Origin of the sequence: Thermosphaera aggregans (genome assembly GCF_014962245.1) — an archaeon.
GTDB lineage: Archaea > Thermoproteota > Thermoprotei_A > Sulfolobales > Desulfurococcaceae > Thermosphaera > Thermosphaera chiliense.
This window is the reverse complement of sequence record NZ_CP063144.1, coordinates 834,938-852,164: the sequence shown is the minus strand read 5'-3', so window position 1 is coordinate 852,164 and position 17,227 is coordinate 834,938. Positions and strand designations below refer to the sequence as shown.

12 protein-coding genes are annotated in these 17,227 nt (G+C 45.8%); 4 read left to right on the top strand and 8 right to left on the bottom strand.

What is annotated here, in order from left to right; all coding sequences use genetic code 11:
• Window positions 1–28 precede the first annotated feature (28 nt).
• Together bgaS and IMZ38_RS04905 are read left to right on the top strand one after the other, a co-directional pair.
• On the top strand, window positions 29–1,477 hold the full coding sequence (gene bgaS / locus IMZ38_RS04910) for a beta-galactosidase BgaS (protein ID WP_193435790.1): 1,449 nt from the start codon (window positions 29–31) through the stop codon (window positions 1,475–1,477).
• A gap of 174 nt (window positions 1,478–1,651) precedes the next feature.
• Window positions 1,652–3,019: an MFS transporter gene (locus IMZ38_RS04905; RefSeq protein WP_193435789.1), complete on the top strand. Its 1,368-nt coding sequence runs from the start codon at window positions 1,652–1,654 to the stop codon at window positions 3,017–3,019.
• A 56-nt stretch (window positions 3,020–3,075) separates the two neighbouring features.
• On the opposite strand, the gene IMZ38_RS04900 is transcribed toward IMZ38_RS04905, so the two are convergent.
• The 4 genes from IMZ38_RS04900 to IMZ38_RS04885 form a co-directional block, all read right to left on the bottom strand.
• Window positions 3,076–4,350 (bottom strand): GHMP family kinase ATP-binding protein, encoded by a 1,275-nt coding sequence (locus IMZ38_RS04900; RefSeq protein WP_227410958.1) that lies wholly within the window; start codon window positions 4,348–4,350, stop codon window positions 3,076–3,078.
• Window positions 4,343–5,347 (bottom strand): galactose-1-phosphate uridylyltransferase, encoded by a 1,005-nt coding sequence (gene galT / locus IMZ38_RS04895; RefSeq protein WP_227410829.1) that lies wholly within the window; start codon window positions 5,345–5,347, stop codon window positions 4,343–4,345. Before galT ends, IMZ38_RS04900 begins: the two co-directional genes overlap by 8 nt.
• 51 nt (window positions 5,348–5,398) lie before the next feature.
• Window positions 5,399–6,796: an aspartate aminotransferase family protein gene (locus IMZ38_RS04890; protein ID WP_193435787.1), complete on the bottom strand. Its 1,398-nt coding sequence runs from the start codon at window positions 6,794–6,796 to the stop codon at window positions 5,399–5,401.
• Window positions 6,797–6,861: 65 nt separating this feature from the next.
• Window positions 6,862–7,599 carry an Rrf2 family transcriptional regulator gene (locus tag IMZ38_RS04885; protein WP_227410957.1) on the bottom strand — a complete coding sequence of 246 codons (738 nt, stop codon included), beginning with the start codon at window positions 7,597–7,599 and terminating at the stop codon, window positions 6,862–6,864.
• An 80-nt stretch (window positions 7,600–7,679) separates the two neighbouring features.
• Between IMZ38_RS04885 and IMZ38_RS04880 the strand changes: the two genes are divergently transcribed.
• Window positions 7,680–8,324 carry a class II aldolase/adducin family protein gene (locus IMZ38_RS04880; RefSeq protein ID WP_227410828.1) on the top strand — a complete coding sequence of 215 codons (645 nt, stop codon included), beginning with the start codon at window positions 7,680–7,682 and terminating at the stop codon, window positions 8,322–8,324.
• Between the two features lie 23 nt (window positions 8,325–8,347).
• On the opposite strand, the gene IMZ38_RS04875 is transcribed toward IMZ38_RS04880, so the two are convergent.
• Together IMZ38_RS04875 and IMZ38_RS04870 are read right to left on the bottom strand one after the other, a co-directional pair.
• Window positions 8,348–9,901 (bottom strand): xylulokinase, encoded by a 1,554-nt coding sequence (locus IMZ38_RS04875; protein WP_193435785.1) that lies wholly within the window; start codon window positions 9,899–9,901, stop codon window positions 8,348–8,350.
• Between the two features lie 85 nt (window positions 9,902–9,986).
• Complete coding sequence (locus IMZ38_RS04870; protein WP_193435784.1) at window positions 9,987–11,570, bottom strand: PINc/VapC family ATPase; 1,584 nt, start codon at window positions 11,568–11,570, stop codon at window positions 9,987–9,989.
• Between the two features lie 230 nt (window positions 11,571–11,800).
• Here IMZ38_RS04870 and IMZ38_RS04865 point away from each other — a divergent pair, with 230 nt between their 5' ends.
• Window positions 11,801–13,222: a metallophosphoesterase family protein gene (locus IMZ38_RS04865; protein WP_193435783.1), complete on the top strand. Its 1,422-nt coding sequence runs from the start codon at window positions 11,801–11,803 to the stop codon at window positions 13,220–13,222.
• Here IMZ38_RS04865 and IMZ38_RS04860 read toward each other — a convergent pair.
• Together IMZ38_RS04860 and ppsA are read right to left on the bottom strand one after the other, a co-directional pair.
• Window positions 13,219–14,550, bottom strand: coding sequence for a cyclic 2,3-diphosphoglycerate synthase (locus tag IMZ38_RS04860; protein ID WP_193435782.1), 1,332 nt, complete (start codon window positions 14,548–14,550; stop codon window positions 13,219–13,221). The two genes, IMZ38_RS04865 and IMZ38_RS04860, sit on opposite strands and share 4 nt — an antisense overlap.
• 86 nt (window positions 14,551–14,636) lie before the next feature.
• Complete coding sequence (ppsA, locus tag IMZ38_RS04855; RefSeq protein WP_193435781.1) at window positions 14,637–17,129, bottom strand: phosphoenolpyruvate synthase; 2,493 nt, start codon at window positions 17,127–17,129, stop codon at window positions 14,637–14,639.
• Between the last annotated feature and the right edge of the window lie 98 nt (window positions 17,130–17,227).

Here is a 17,227-nt window from a genome sequence, read left to right as displayed (position 1 = left end):
ATGAACGCTACCTTCCAGTGGTGATCTAATGCTTAAATTCCCCAGCGGGTTTATCATCGGGTTTAGCGAGTCCGGTTTTCAATTCGAAATGGGATATCCAGGATTCGAAGACCCTAATACAGACTGGTGGATATGGGTTCACGACCAGGACAATATAATGTCTGGGTTAGTAAGCGGGCATTTACCCGAGAATGGCCCAGGATATTTGGCACTTTACAAGAAAGACCATGACATCGCAGAGAGACTAGGTGCAGACACTCTACGCATCGGGATTGAATGGAGCAGGGTTTTCCCTAGACCAACCAGGGAAATCCCCGTTAATATCGACAAGGACGAGGAGGGAGTTATAGTAAGCATCGATATTAGTGAAGCAGCTATCAACCAACTGAGAGAGAAGGCGGATAAGAACCAGGTTGAGAAATACAAGGGATTGCTTAAAGACTGGGTTTCAAGGGGGAAAAAGCTTATCATAAACCTCAACCACTTCACTCTCCCATCATGGATACATGAGCCAATACAAGTGAGAACCCGTGGAGTTGAGTCAGCGCCATCGGGGTGGCTTAGCGATGAGACAGTAGTGGAGTTCGCGAAATATGCTTATTATATCGTGAGCGAGCTGGAAGAGTATGCTGATGCGTGGAGCACTCTTAACGAACCCAACGCGGTTGCAACAGCGGGATACTTAAACACTAAATCAGGATTCCCGCCAGGAATCCCAAGCTTCGAATACACTATACGTGCTCTTAGAAACCAGGCAATAGCGCATGCAAGAGCGTATGACTTGATCAAACAAGTCACTAAGAAGCCTGTGGGCATCATCTACAACTTCATGTGGTTTGAACCCCTCAATCCCGTGAATAGTGAAGACGTGAAGGCTGCTTCCACTGCCTCATACATGTACAACTACGCTTTCACGGACACTTTGATTCATGGCGAAAGCCTTTTAGCAGCATCGGAGAGCTTGAGGAGAAAACTAGACTGGATAGGAGTAAACTACTACACTAGAATGGTGGTGGCCGGCGAGAAAAAAGGTCCGGGATGGAGGTATATTCCTGGGTATGGATTCATATGCACGCCTGGTGGGGTGAGCAAGGCGGATAGACCGTGTAGCGAGTTCGGATGGGAAATATATCCAGAAGGGTTGGAGAACATCCTTGTAGAGCTGTTCAACAAATACAGGATTCCTTTAATCGTAACTGAAAACGGGATAGCTGATTCCATGGATAAGCACCGCTCCTCCTACCTTATCACTCATCTCGCCAGCACATTGAAAGCAGTGGAAAAAGGCGTGGATGTGAGAGGATATCTGCACTGGTCACTAATAGATAATTATGAATGGGCCATGGGCTTCAACATGAGGTTTGGCCTGGTAAAGGTTGATTTCGACACTAAGAAAAGGTTTCTAAGACCTAGTGCCTTATTGTTTAGGGAAATTAGTTTACGTAGGGAAATCCCTGAAGAACTATTTTTTATGTGAAATCACCGTATGACCTAGAACGTTAAACTGTTTACCTCCGTATTAAGCCCATCTTCAAGGGTTTTAGCATTCGTGGGCAATCCTAGTGCTTTGTCAGTTAAGAATTATATATAATCTGCGTGAATAAGATATGTGTAGGCTGTTAGAAAATCATGTTTGACCATGGGGGTTTAAATGACGAGGAGACTGGTTCTCATATTCTTCATATTGATGCTCATGATGCTATACGCGGATCAGAATCTTGTTGCACCCATGGTAATAACTCTGAGAGAAGAGGGTATCATTATCGGTGGGGAGCAGGATTGGTATTACTATGCAGGATTACTTGCAACCGTCCCTGTCTTATCCGGCATTGCAACCACGTTTATATGGGGGTACTTAGCTGACAAGCTCAGTAGAAGAATCTTGTTCGCTGCAGCGGTTCTAACAGGCGAAATCCCATGCTTCCTAACAGCGTTTTCACAAAACTATTATCAAATGCTGTTACTGAGAGCGCTGACCGGGGTAGGGATTAATGGGGCGGCGCCGGTGGCTAGAGCATTAATAGCCGACCTCTACCCTCCCGAGGAGAGGGGTAAGGGATATGCTCTCTACAATTTCGGCTCAGGCTTCGGGGTTCTACTTGGCATGATGCTTGCAGCAATAGTGTTGACCACTGGCTTATCATGGAGAATACCTTTCATGCTTGCAGCAGCGCCAAATTTTGTTCTAGTACCCTTATTCCTACTCGTGATTAAGGAGGTAAAGATAGGGTACGCCGAGCCAGAGATTAAGAAACTCTATGACATGGGTATTGAATACAAGTTTAGGATTAACCTGAGAGAGTTTGCAACAGCCCTTGCAGCAACACCTACTCTCATTTTTATATATCTCCAAGGAGTACCCGGGACCTTCCCATGGGGAGCCATACCTTACTGGGCTCCAACATTCTTCCAGAAAACCTGGGGACTCTCAGAAGCTACCGCTACAATGATAGTTTTTGTTGCGGGGTTAGGCATGATGATAGGATACTTCATAGGGGGAATGCTTTCAGATATTCTGCAGAGGAAGGGTTTTGCGAAGGCCAGGTTGCTCATACCTTTCGTGGGCATTTTGATAGGAACTTTCACCATGATAATGTTGCTAACCTACCCATACCCGTATGGAGACGAGTCTTTACCGGCACTAATACCTGTTCTACTTATAAGTCTAATGGGAATGGTTTTCGTAACCTTCGCAGCACCGAACGTACCGGCAGTCCTAAGCGAGATCTCGCTACCGGAGCATCGTGGAACCATATTCGGAATATTCAATATAACAGATAATATAGGTTCAGCCTTCGGGCCGACAATAGCAAGCTTCTTCATGGTCATGTTCCTAGCATGGGGTTTCCAGGAGCCCTCGAACATGAAGCTAGGATTAATAACCATCAGCTTGTTCTGGGTGCCATGCGCTCTCCTATGGCTACCTGCGTTTAGAACGTATTTAAGAGATAAGGAGAAATTAAGGCGTCTGTTGAGGGAAAGGGAGAGGTCACTGGAATCTGTTAAGAAGGAACAGTGAAGTGGTTTTGCGCGGTTAAGAATGCCTGAAAATATGTCCTTAAATCTGGTTGTTTTTTATGGTTCCAACTCTACTCTAACCCCTTCATCCACGCTAACAATCCACGCGCTCCTCACCAACCCACTCGTATGTTTCAATACTTTGATAGCTTGCTCTTCCGAGCCTACTAATCCCAATAAGGATCCGCCTAAGCCAGCCCCAGAGATTTTCACCCCGTAAGACCCTGCTTCAAGAGCCTTGCTTCTTATCAATTCCAAACGTGGTAGACTGACATCGTACAAATCGCGTAGTAGAACGTGCTGATAGTTTACTAAGCCGCCTAAGAGTCTGAGAAAGCTGTTTGCCTCCAAACCGGTTTTACTTAAGCACTCATCGCACTCTGACCGTAAAAACGCTTCCACTTCTTCCCTTGTATCAATACTTGATGAGTCTTCGAGGAGTCTTAAAGCCAGTATTGTTGAATAATGCATTTTAAACGTGAATACTATTCTTTTCATGGAAACCTTATTAATCCGGTGGAGATAAGGCTCGATGCGTTGGTAGTCTAGCCTACCCCACTCCAAAGCGTAGATGTCCTCCTTAAGCATGTTTCTCAAATCTCCAGGTAGGTCATCGAGAAGCAGGAGCTCCCTGACTCCTTGCTTCAGCTCACTTATTCTCACAGGATGGATGCTACCTGTGGAATGCCTTATGCCTGAATCAAGCACTGTGAACAGTATGTCTTTTCTCACAAGAGTCTTAGTGGTGAAAGGAGGTTTGGTTTCAATCAAGGTTACTCCGCCCATGGCTGAACCATATTGATCCAGCCTCCCGCACGGAATACCCATAACATCGTGCTCACTCTGGTATGCTATCTCGGCAATATCCTTCCTCTCTAAGCCAAGCCTGAACAAAGCGTTAAGGCCTGCAACTAATGAGACTTGAAGTGCTGCACTGCTAGCTAAACCCGAACCTATAGGGATCTCACTGTAAATAGTGAGGTTGAAATCATCGATCAGGTATCCCTTCATCCGAAGAGCTTTCACAGCCGACCTGATATAATCGCCAAACCAGCCCTCCTCTACAAGTGTAGGATTATTAGCGCTGAACGTGTCTGCGCACTCAACCCCTTCATCACACAGATTGATCGAAACAGCCTTCGACCTGGTTTTCGAAGTCGAAAGAGCAACATAAGTTCTCTTATTTATAGCGACAGATACAACGGGCAATCCTTTATAGTCCTGGTGAGTGTTTAAAAAATCCAGCCTTCCAGGGGCTGAAGCAATAACTTTGGGCTTTTCACCGTAAAGGCCTTCATGTCTTCTAAATATGAAGTCAACGATTTCACGCACATTTTCCAAAGGTATCACCAATGACCTCCAGGATTTCATCACAGGCTTTGCGCAACTCTTTAACCCTTTCCTCCGGGACACCATCGTAGGTGAAGACCCAATACCCCCACTCTATACCTGCAGCGTACTTTAGCTTTTCAGGATCCCTGTAGGGCTGGTAAAACTCTATGTGGAAGTGGTAATGGTAGTCTCCTTTTGAAGGGTGATTATGCATTACCATAATGTAGGGAGCATCCTTCTTGAGCAATCTTGAATACGTAGCGGTTGCAACTCGAATAGCATCGGCTAATAGTTTTAAATCCTCTTCGGAAAGCTCGCTTATTGCTTTAACATGCTTCTTAGGATATACATGTAGCTCGTAAGGCCACATAGCATAGTAGGGCAGGATTATCATGAACCCTTCGTTCTCGTAAACCGTCCTCTCCCTAACCGCTTGCTCATGGCTTACAACATCGCAGATCAAGCACCTTCCATGCTTTCCATAATATTCCTTGAAAGACTCTAATTCGCTTGCTACTCGAGGAGGTATGAAAGGGAGAGCGTAAACTTGAGAATGAGGATGCGAGAGCGAAACACCTATCTCCCTTCCTTTATTACGAAATAAGGCTACGTATTCAATATATTCGAGACGTGAAAGCTTTTCAAACTCCTCCTTGAACACTTTCATCACCTTCGAAACATGCGAAAGCGTCAAGGTGTGAAAATCCCCCTCATGCATCGGTGTCTCAACTATGACTTCTGAGACGCCCCTAGCTTCCCTGGAGACATATAGGGGAGATCCATATTGAGCTGGACTTCCCGGATGGGGTACGAGAGCAGGGTATTTGTTCGGCAAGACCACAACATCCCATGAAGCCAAATCCTTGAGCTCGGGAGCGCCTGGGCAAAACGGGCATGAGACTCTTTCCTTATCAGTAAGCCTCCACGGCCTAACGGCACGATGAGCCGCGACAATAATCCACTGCCGTATTAGAGGATTCCACCTAAGCTCGTGCAAACCGTTAACCCCAGAGAGGATATGCGGGTGAATAGTATTAAATTTTAAAAACTATGCTTTGGTGAAAGCATAGCCGTATTCTTCGCTTACCTCTATTAAAGCCTCCTCTAAAATGTTTAAGGCTTCATCTAACTCTTCTTTTTTAATGACTAATGGCGGCCTGACCTTTATTACGTTCCTCATGGTTACTTCATCGCCAATAATATCTGGCATGTCAAGAGCGTAGAGTGCTCCCTTCTCAAACGCCTTCTTAACAACTTCTTCAGCCTCTTCTAAGGCAGGTTCCCTGGTAGTCCTGTTCTTAACCAGGTCTATCCCGAGATATAGTCCATAACCTCTCACATCACCGATAAGATCAAACCTCTCCTTCATATCAAGCAACCTCTTCAAAGCATAATCGCCCATAATCCTCGCTCTTTCAACAAGGTTTAACTTTTCAATAACAAGAAGATTTACAAGTGCCGCTGCATATGGGACCGGGTTACCACCGAATGTTGTATGCTCCTCAGGATAGCTTAAACCCTTGATTCCCTCCTTAGCAAGAGTTGCTCCCACAGGGAACCCGCCGCCCAGACCTTTAGTCAACGTCATCATGTCCGGTTTAACATTGTGAATATGTGCAACGCTCCAAGCTCCCACTCTTCCATTAGCTGTCTGCGCCTCGTCGAAGATAATGTAGAATCCGTATTTCCCGCCTAGTTCGATAATTCCCTTGAGAAATTCAGGCGGGGCTGGTACAACCCCTCCAGGCCCTTGAACTGGCTCTATAAGTAGGGCTCCGATAGAATTAACTCCTTTAGTAGCATACTTTATCGTTTTCTCAACAAAGCTTAAACACGGGTCTGCAGCACACTCAGGGTATTTCATCTTGAAGGGACACCTGTAGCAGTAGGGGTAGGGATATCTGACAAATTTTTCCTCCCCGAACAGCTTGTACCGGATTAAACCTGGAAGCGGGTGGGAAGCTGTTGTGAGCGCGAGGCTGTTTCCGTGATAGCTCCTCCAAGCTACGAGAAATGTATCTGCCCCTGGCTTGTTAATCATTGCCAGCTTCAATGCTACCTCTATGCTCCAGCCCCCGCCCTGCGTGTTCAACGCAACCCTTTCAAAACCATATATCTCCTTGAGTTTCAGCAAAAGTTTCAACCTTGGAATAGTTGGAAAACCATATCTTACATGGTTTAACACGCTGGCTTGAAAAGCTGCTGCATAAACCACATCAGGGTGAGAGTAGCCTACGTTAAGAGTCCAGGCTTGAGAAGTCATGTCAATTATCCTTCTCCCTTTCAAATCATAAACGATTGACCCGCCCGGCTCACCCTTGACAAGGACTGTTTCCTCGAGAGATGTTAAATTAACCTTCTTAGCCTCCTTGACTGTGATCTCGTCGATGGTTGTGAGAAGCTCTCTAATTTCTTCTTCAGATAGAACTGAGGGTTTAAGCTCCAACCAACCACCATTCAGAATTGTCTTCTGTAAGATAATTAAACATTTATAATGATAATTACTTTAGCTCAACCATCATCAAACAAGCAATAACCTTCTTCAAGAAAACGTTGAGCCATTCTTGAGGATGGAGGCTTGAAAGCTACTCGTCCCGCCTCCGTATTCACATCCTGACCATTACTGAGAAGTTTGAGTAGCTTGAAAATTGACAAGTACCCGACAAGCCTGCCTTTATCGAATATTAGGGCGCACTCAGCCTTCTTTTTAGACATTTGGCGTAGTAATTCTCTAATACTTTCGGAGGAATCAATTCGCACGGGACTCCTAGGTTTAACAAGCCTCTTCACTATTACTACTACTCTCCTCCCTACCCTATCCGAATCCACTATCACACCGTCTACGAAATATTTCCCGAGGCAAACCACTACTCTATTGCCTTTTCTAATGAATGGTTTAAGCGTAAAGTTCCTTATCTCGAGAGTTAGGTTTTTATCGGTTAAGCAAGCCGTTATTGTCGAGGATACTTTGAAAGAGCTTCCATCACTGGTTAACAACATCACGCTCAAACGGTCCCTCCTAGTAATGGTGCTGATGGCCTTACCTGTTGGAAGATAGCCTCCGAAGGGCCCTCTCTTAGACTCTACAAAACCCAGAATCCTCATCACTGATAAAGCGTTCCTAACGCTTCCAGGATGCACCCCTAATGTTTCCGCGATCTCCTCACTTTTAACAGCCCTGCCATAATCCTCGCTTAAGGAGATTAAACATTCAAGTATCTTTTGTTGAAACCTTGTCAAAAAACCCATCTCAACCACTAATTGATATTTAACAATTGAAACGTAAAAGCTTTTTACGATTATAAGGAATATTACTTCATGGTGTTCTCTTGCACGAGGATTTGAAAAAGAAAATAGTTGAGGTAATGAAGTATTTGGATGATAAAGGTCTTAACCACGGGAGATCGGGAAATGTCAGCGTCAGGATAGGAGCAGATCGTTTACTAATAACTCCTAGCGGGGTAGTTAAATCCGAAATGACCCCTGAGGACATTCTCCTAGTTTCAATGGATGGTGAAGTATTAGAAGGGGCTCGAGCTCCAACAGTGGAAATGCCAATGCATCTTGCAATATACCGTGAGTACCCCTACATAGGGGCTATCATACATGCCCACGGCCTGTACACGAGCGTGCTGGCAGTAGCAAGGGAGCCGCTACCCCCTGTTATAGAGGAAATGATCATGTACACTGGTGGAGAGGTCAGGGTCGCTGAATACGCTCCATTCGGAAGCGAAGAGCTTGCTGAAAACGTAGTGAAAGCGTTGAAAGAGAGAAGCGCGGCCATACTTGCTAACCACGGGGTAGTAGCTTGCGGGAGAAAACTAGAGGAGGCGGTCGAGGTTTTAACCGTGGTGGAGAGGGTTGCCCAGATCTACGTTCTAGCTAGGATTCTAGGAAAGGTGACAACTCTACCCGAGGAAATAGTGAAATTCCAGCAGGCATTATTCCAGAGGAGAATGGGTATTACAAAGTGATGCGCGCAATTGATAGGCCCGTTTTAAACTGAGCATGCAGTATTCAACTGTTTGAAAAATCTTTTGTTCGCCTTATACACGTTTATCATGAGCTTAAGCTTTTCATTGAACACTCTGATTAACGGTTCCCTAGGTTTAAACACTTTCTCGGGTTTAGCGATCTTCTTAACATATTCAAACTCTCCAAGACCCAGTGCTTTAACCCCTATTACAGCAGCTCCAATAGCCGAGGCTTCTCTCAAAGTACTCATCCTCCACACCTCTGCACCCGTGGCGTCAGCTATTAATTGGCATAGAGAATCCCATAAGGCCCCGCCTCCCACTGCATTTAAGACTCGAATCCTCTCGCCGAGCAGCTTCTCGAAATATATTTGAGCCCACTTAATGTTCAATGCAACACCCTCCATTATTGCCTCTAGTATTTGAAACCTTGAATCGCTCAAGCTTACATTGTATAGCACTCCTCTTACATAGGGGTCGTCTATCGGTACTCTTTCTCCAAACATCCATGGGAGGAATAGGATTTTGTTTGAAGCAGGGTCAACAGACCCGATGTTTCTATCTACTTCATCAAACACTTGTTTATCCGCTTTCCCATAGAGAAGAGTCACGATGTAGTCTAGGACTGAGCAACCACACTCCTGCTCAGCGATCAATAAATGCTTACCCGGGATCGCGCTGATTATCGTACCTATAGCGTGGAATATGTCGAGCCTTCTCCTCGGTAAGTGTGAAGCGAGCCAATCACTTGTCCCCAAGTATAAATGCGTCTCAAGATCGCCTATGCCTCCTGAACCTATGGCTGTGGCTGCAACATCCCCAGATCCAATAACTACTTTTACACTTTCAGATAACCCGAGCTCCCCGGCAACGTCAGGCTTCAATCCCCCCACTATCTCGGTTGGCGCTCTAATAGGAGGGAGTTTCTCCGACGATATTTTTAAATCCTTCAAAATCGTTACGCTCCAGTCCAGTTTACCTCTCCTCACATCTGCAAGCCAGGTCACATTAGCCTCGTCAGCGTTAATTGATGGCTTCCCGGTTAATTTCAAAGCAACGAACCCGTTATAGTTAAGAAACTTCCAAGTCTTCTCGTAAAGTTCGGGCATGTTCTTTCTAAACCAAACTATTTTAGAAATAGGGTCTTTCCCGGTTCTGCTCGGAGCCCCACCAGTTATCCTCAAGTATTTTATAAGCTTCAATAGATTGTAACCGCTTATTTTGAAAACGCCTGTGAAAAGCTCCCATGGTTCCCCAGCACCTCGCGTATCAAGCCATGTTAGAAAATTATGTAATGCTTCACCGTCTCTTGAAACAGGAACAACTCCCAGCATTTGCGCATCAATGCTTATCCCTTTCACTTCATCTCGGTTAATCTCCGCTTCCTCAAGCAAATTTTTAATGGATGAAACAATAGATTCCCAGATCTCATCAGGCGACTGCTCGGCCCAACCATTCCTGGGATATAACACTCTCAACGACTCTGTATGCCTCCCGATTACTAATGCTTTCTCAACATCTAATAGTATTGATTTTACAGAGCTTGTCCCAACATCAAGGGCTATTAAAAAAGGCATTTAAATCCTCTCATTAATAGTTTCGTAGATCTAAGATATAAGAATTTGTCATGAAAATTGCGAAAACTGGTAAAGAATTACATCGTTAAGTGATCTTTATCTTTATAGGGATGTTGTACTTTTCCTCCAGCTTTCTTAGCCGTTTCACCCTTCTATTATAGTTTTTCAACATAGACCTGCTAATGGCAACCACGATCATGTTGTCTTCGACCGAGACTTCAGCGTCAGGCAATATTTTCCTCACATTCTCTATGATGCTGTCGAGCAGGCTTGGCTTTCCTCTGAGTTTTTTAACTGGAACCACCACTGTTTGCTCGCCGAAAGTGTATATTTCATACTCTAGTTCACCCGTCAAGAAGTCCCTTACCTCGATCACGGGCCTAGAGAGCTCGGCTTCCTTAAGCCCTGTTGGAAGCTTAACCGTCATCCTCACATCGTACACCTTGTCTACTATGCCCTTTCTAATGAAAATCACCGTGTCAATGATAGACGGGATCATGCCCAGCTCTACCCTGCCTATGAACCGCTGGATCGCATCAATAGGACTGGTTGCGTGTACAACGCCGATCATGCCGATACCTGCTAGTCTTAAATCAGCGAAAAGCTTGAAATCCTCATCATACCTCATTTCGTCGAAAACCGTATAGTCGGGTCTGGAGAGCAGGAGAATATCGTGTAACTCCCCAAGATCCGCGTAGTTTTTACTATACTGTGTTATATTCGGGGGAAGGATCATGTCCCTGGGTGATTCAATAGTTTTCACAACCTTACCCTGCCTCATATAGTATTCTGCGAGGGCTTGAGCGAAAGTCGTCTTACCCATTCCAGGGGCTCCAGCAATCAGTATCCCCTCAGCCCTTTCTCCAAGCCTCTTCACAAGCTCCTCCGGCAGATTATATTCTTCAAGCCGGAGCTTCCTAACTGGTTTCACGGCAGTTATCTCCCATCCATCGCTGAGCGGGGGTCTCGTGATAACTATTCTGTACTCTCCTAGCTGAATAATCGTCGAACCAACCCTGTCTATTTCAATGAAAGCGTCACTCCTCCTTCTAGACTCCTCGATGATTTCATTAGCCATTCTCTCAATATCCTCCTTCCCTAACGGCTTATCCGACAGCACAGAGTAAGCCCACTCGCCCGGCCTCCCCTTCTTAGCCAACGGCTCAACGCCTTCTTTAAGGTGAACACTCATGGTGTCCTCGTCGAAAAACTTCTCGAACTCAAGCCTTGTTTTTTCCTTAGGAGCCACGTATAGCGTTTCCAACCCATAGGCTTGGGCAATTCTGTACTGGACTGGGTCGCCGGTTACAAGAATTGCGCCCAGGGTTCTCGCATGCTCTCTTATGTTGTAGTTAATATCAGCTATAACCTCCTCTTCCTTGAGCCCCATCCTAGGTTTATCCCCTATAAGCTCAATAGTTATCAAACCTTTCTCGTGAAGCATCCTGAGTCTCCGAATCTCCTCTAAACCAGTCATGCCAACCGCTCTTCCCTGGGCTGACAGCTGTTCGAAAACAGTGATCAAGCCCTTGTGAATTAGAACCCTGCCTGAGATCCTCCCTTCCTCGATCATTTTCGCCAAAATGCCCTGGACAATGCCTGAGTAATCAGGGATGTAAATTTTTTCCTCGCTAATTTTAAACGCCACCCTGAACACCGTGATTTCCATGAAATGTTAAGGTTTTGCGATGCTTTTTAAGTTATCTAATTCATAATGAAACCCAACGGTGATTAAACATGACGATAATAAAGAACGGATTTCTAGTTATCGCAATAATCATAACCGCATTCTTACTCATTAATTCCTTCAATATGCAGGAAACATTATCGGCGCCTTCAACCCCACTCATGAATCAAAGGGTTAAACCGATACCCTTAAATCTTCCGTGGTACCCGATAATGGTGTTTGGCGACAATAGGCCTACAAACACTTACGCAAACTACCCTCCGGAAGTGTTCTATACGGTTGTTAACGAGATGGATGCTGCCAACCTTATCGCGACAATAGGATTAGGCGACCACGTAGGCTACGGTTACGAATCACAGTATGCCGTATTTTATGATATAATGAATTCGACGCGTCTCGAAAACATTTGGCTACTCATGGGGAACCATGAAGTAGTATACCCGCAGGGATGGACATACTGGAGACAGTACATTGGCCCAGAGTACTATATTACAGACAGTATTCCGGGATGGAGGCTCGCACTGCTGAACACTGAAAGCTCCCTCGAATCCTGGAATAACCAGTTAAACCAGGCTGTCGCTGAACTCAACGGGAGAGTGCTGATATTATTCATGCATCGACCCGTATACCCCAATGTCAACCACAATCTACAATCAGACAAAAACGCTTCAATACATGAATGGGCTAATACTTACGGATGGCCTCCCCTGGTCGTCCAGGCTCACTGGCATGGCTGGGCATACTACAGGTTTAACAACACAGACTGGGTCATAGCAGGAAGCACTGGAGCACCCTTGTACAAAATCTCTGACTGCCAGTCGGAGGCTACTTGCGTTTCCGCATACCATTACATGTGGCTCATCCTCTATCCTAACCAAACATATTCCTTTAAACCAGTCTTGGCTACAAACGGGACTTTCAGCGTGAGAGTCCTTAACGAAACTGCCTATATTGCAACCAATAACAAGCTGGATGTCTATGGCAACCCTGTGGAAATCCCTGTTAGAGTCAAGTATACTATAGGCGGTACTGACGTTTACATCGTGGCAATGATACCGGCAAACACTACTATAGTATTCAACATAAACCCTGCTGAAAACTACTTAGTCCAAACCAATGCTACAGAGTTCTACGTCTACTTCACAAAAGAGGATGATTACAACGCCACCATCATTTTACCAGAAAACGAATTATCCTTGGCCAGCTACAATGTAACGGGAGAAATAGAACTCTATGAATCGGTCACGCTTACCTCTCCAACCCCGACTACGACGACCACAACAACTACAAAACCCTCGACAACGACGACCACAACTACCACGTCTACGACTACTACAACAACTACTTCGACTACAACAACCCAGACCACGGAGCCAGCCACAACTACGCCACCGACAACCACAACTACCACGGTTACCTCTACTGAGACCACTACTAACGCTACGTTTACCACGACGTCCTTGACAATTACAACGGAGACAATTATCTCTACTCCAACTCCTCAGGCCACAACCGCAGCTACCTTAACAACCCAGCCTAGTGTGGGCGGAGATATGATCCAAATTGCTATCGTGATGGGAATAGTCCTTGCAGGAGTAGGGGTAGGATTATTCACAATCTTGAAAAAGCGTTAAACCACTTTTTTACGAGCCTTCTCAAGGAACATGTCAACATATTCCCTAACGCTCGGGCCCTCAATGATTTTCAACTTAAACTCAACCTTGACAACGGGCTTCTCGATCTTTATCAATCTTGTTATATCTGATGGTGTGCCAAGAACTACAGCTTCTACAGGGGCTTTGTTAACTGTTTCCTCAAGCTCTCTTAACTGTTCAGGCCTGTACCCCGTGCTCGGGAGAACAGGGCCTATGTGTGGGTATTCTTCAAAGATTTTTCTGAAGAAGTTGGTTGCGAAAGGCCTTGGATCAACAGGCTCCGCACCGTATTTCAAGGCGGCAACATACCCAGCAGCGTATCTTGCTCCGCCATGGGTTACTGTTGGAGAATCCTCTATCACCAATACCTTTCTTCCCGAGATTAACTCAGGCTTGTCAACAATGACCTCGCTTTCCGCAACACTGATCACAGCGTCTAGGTTCCTGGTCTTAATGTTTTCCTTTATCTTTAATATTGCCCCGGGTTTCGCCTGATCGGCCTTGTTAATAATGACAGCGTCAGCGATCCTGAGGTTTATCTCACCAGGGAATGCTGAAACTTCTATTCCAGGCCTCATAGCATCAGCTACTGTAACCATGAAGTCCGGCTTGTAAAACGGCCAGTCGTTATTGCCGCCGTCCCATAAGATTATATCGTTCTCCCTTTCCATTTCCCTTAATATTCTCCCATAGTCCACGCCGGCGTAAACAGGGAAGCCTATTCTCAAGTAGTGCTCATACTCTTCTCTCTCCTCTATTGTAGCCTCATACTTATCTAGGTCGCTGAAACTGTGGAATATTTGAACAGCTGATTTCTCAAGGTCGCCATACGGCATTGGATGCCTTACAATACCGACTCTTAAGCCTCTTCTCCTCATCTCCAAGGCGAATTCTCTTGAAACCATGCTTTTGCCAGCCCCTGTCTTAACCCCTGTAACAGCTAGAACCGGCTTAACGCTTTCAAGCATGGTGTCCATAGGGCCGAGTATTTTGAAGGTTAGCCCAGCAGCCGCAACTCTTGAAACCACTTGCCCCAGCTCTTCATACGTTAGGTCGCTGTAGGAGAGAACTGCTTCCTCAACTCCATAGGTTTTCACAATATCTTCTAAATAATCCATGCTTAGAATAGGTATTCCGTCAGGGTAAAGACTGCCTGCCAAGCTAGGCGGGTACCTTCTCCCACTTATCCCCGGTATTTGCGTCTGGAGAAAAGCCACTACCCGGTAATCGGGATTGTTCCTGTAGAACATGTTGAAGTTGTGGAAGTCTCTTCCGCTAGCGCCCAATATTACCACTTTCCTCGGCATGACTTATCACCGAATATTCATATGTAGGAGCCTTGTAAATATATATTTTTGGCATTAAGAATGCAAGGATTTAATTATGGAAAAAACTAGTATTCGAACTGTTTCAACTTATTCATGACGTTCTCGAGGCGTTTTAGCAGTATCTTTCTCTCAATGCTTGCGACCAGCCTTCTTGTCGATATCACTGCATCTGGGTTAACGCTCATGCTATCAATGCCGGCTTCAACGAGGAACTCGACTATTTCAGGGTAGACGCTTGGAGCTTGTCCGCAAATGCTGACGGTGGCGCCCTTGCTGTGAGCTTTCTCGATAATCATTCTTATTGCTTCTAATACGGCAGGATCTCTCTCGTCGAAGTATCCCATCTCGGCTAAGATGTTGCTGTCTCTGTCAGCGCCGAGCACTAGCTGGGTTAGGTCATTGCTTCCAATGCTGAACCCGTCCACATACTCGGCGAATTTATCAGCTAGTAATGCTATGCTTGGAACCTCGGCCATGGCCCATACTTTGAAGTCCTTGCTTCTCTTTAACCCTTCCTCCTCCATTATCGCTATAGCTCTCTCCAGCTCCCACGTTGTTCTCACGAATGGGAACATTACCCAGACATTTGTTAATCCGAACTCCTCTCTTACTTTCTTAATAGCCCTTACCTCTAGTCTGAACGCAGGCTCGTATTTCGGATGAATATATCTGCTGACTCCTCTCCAACCAATCATTGGGTTTCTCTCCTCAGGCTCGTACTTCTCTCCACCCTTTAGACCCTTGTATTCATTGGTCTTGAAGTCGCTGAACCTTACAACTATTGGTCTTGGATAGATAACTTGAGCTACCTTGGCAATGCCCTCGGCAAGCTTGTTGACAAACTCCTCAGGCTTCCCGATTTCTATCAAGTATAATGGATGGTACTGAACCCAGTCAGTTATTATGAACTCAATCCTCATTAATCCGATACCGTCGAATGGAAGATCCTTGTATTTCTCGATCGCGTCAGGCTCTCCAAGATTCATGTATATCTTCGTCGCAGTCACAGGATACAGCGGTAATAGCTGCTCGGGACTTATGCCCACTGCAGCGACGCCAACCGCTTGCGGAGCTGCCTCAGCCTTCGGCTTCACGAGTTCTTCAACAATTCCCTCGTAGATCACTCCTCTTCCACCGTCCACTGTTACATCAATACCGCTTGGCACTACCTGAGTAGCGTTTCCTGTGCCAACGATACATGGAATGCCGAGCTCCCTGCTAACGATGGCAGCGTGACTTGTCATTCCACCCTCGTCGGTAACTATTGCAGCAGCCTTTTTCATCAATGGAACCCAGTCTGGATCCGTCATCTTAGTAACGAGGACTTCTCCCTCCTTGAACTCCATTGCCTCCTTGCTCTTCGGGTCAAATATCACCTTAGCGGTGCCTGCGCCAACACCAGGACTAGCCGGCAACCCCCTGATCAGAATCTTCGCCTCGGCCATTTTCACAGTCTTCCCCTTAACCTCTACGCGCTTCTCTTCCTTAGCCTTCTTCAAGCTCCACACGGTTTCAGGTCTCGCCTGCACAATGAACACGTTGTGCGGGAAAGGAAGATCGCTATCCACCGCCCATTCAATATCCATGTGCTTACCATAGTGTTTTTGAATAACCTTGGCGAGCTCCGCAAGCTTCAACACTTCCTCCTTCGATAGAGAGGGCTTGTCGGGGTGAGCTATCTTCGCCAGTGGGGCGGTAGTTTCTCCTTCTTCTGAGACCCATTTACCCAGCTTCTCATCCCATCTTAAATGCACGTTCTTACCTTTTTCGGGATCGAATGTAATCATGAAGATCTTCTTGTTTATCTTCTCCTCCACAATGTTCATGGACTCCTTGTCAACAACCCATTCGTCAGGTGTTACTTTCCCACCTACGACTGATTCTCCAAGGCCCCAAGAACTTTCAATAACAGCTACCTTCTCGTCTCCTGTAACAGGGTGAAGTGTGAACATTACTCCAGCTGCGCGACTGTTAACCATTTTCTGCACTGTAACGCTCATCAGAGTTCTCTCGTGCGGTATGCCCTGGGCTACACGATAGAATGTTGCTCTAGCCGTGAATAAGCTGGCCCAGCATCTTTTAACACGGTAAACAACCTCGTCCTCGCCGTACACGTTTAAGTAGGTGTCCTGCTGTCCTGCGAAACTCGCCTCCGGCATGTCCTCAGCTGTCGCACTGCTTCTAACAGCGACTCTTACCGCTTCAACAGGCATGTTGAGCCTCTTAGCAAGCTCGCGGTGGAACTTTTTAATCTCGGACTCCACCTCGGGAGGCATTGGCTGGTTCATAATCATTTCTCTAATCGCGGCCGTAGTGTCCTCCAACGCCTTAGTGTTGTTAACATCAAGTTGTCTGAGCATTGAGTAAATCTTCTCTGCCAACCCTGTTTTGTCTAAGAAGTATTTGAAAGCGTAAGCCGTTACCGCGTACCCTGGTGGTACCGGAATGCCGGCAGCGAGCATTTCACCGAGGTTTGCGTTTTTCCCGCCTACCAGTGGAACATCTTCCTTTCTAACCTCATCTAACCACAGAACGAATCTGGTTGATTTATCACTCATGGAATACCATCTCCTATGTTTCAATTGAGAGAATACTGTTTAGGATTAATAAAAGTTTTGTACGTAGTAAACATATGCATCAATATTTTTGAAACACT

Excerpts from the sequence above, each read along its gene's own strand:
- IMZ38_RS04870 (WP_193435784.1), bottom strand. The coding sequence starts at position 11,570 with ATGGAAATCACGGTGTTCAGGGTGGCGTTTAAAATTAGCGAGGAAAAA.
- bgaS (WP_193435790.1), top strand. The coding sequence starts at position 29 with ATGCTTAAATTCCCCAGCGGGTTTATCATCGGGTTTAGCGAGTCCGGT.
- IMZ38_RS04860 (WP_193435782.1), bottom strand. The coding sequence starts at position 14,550 with ATGCCGAGGAAAGTGGTAATATTGGGCGCTAGCGGAAGAGACTTCCAC.
- IMZ38_RS04865 (WP_193435783.1), top strand. The coding sequence starts at position 11,801 with ATGGTGTTTGGCGACAATAGGCCTACAAACACTTACGCAAACTACCCT.
- IMZ38_RS04885 (WP_227410957.1), bottom strand. The coding sequence starts at position 7,599 with ATGGGTTTTTTGACAAGGTTTCAACAAAAGATACTTGAATGTTTAATC.
- IMZ38_RS04905 (WP_193435789.1), top strand. The coding sequence starts at position 1,652 with ATGACGAGGAGACTGGTTCTCATATTCTTCATATTGATGCTCATGATG.
- ppsA (WP_193435781.1), bottom strand. The coding sequence starts at position 17,129 with ATGAGTGATAAATCAACCAGATTCGTTCTGTGGTTAGATGAGGTTAGA.
- IMZ38_RS04875 (WP_193435785.1), bottom strand. The coding sequence starts at position 9,901 with ATGCCTTTTTTAATAGCCCTTGATGTTGGGACAAGCTCTGTAAAATCA.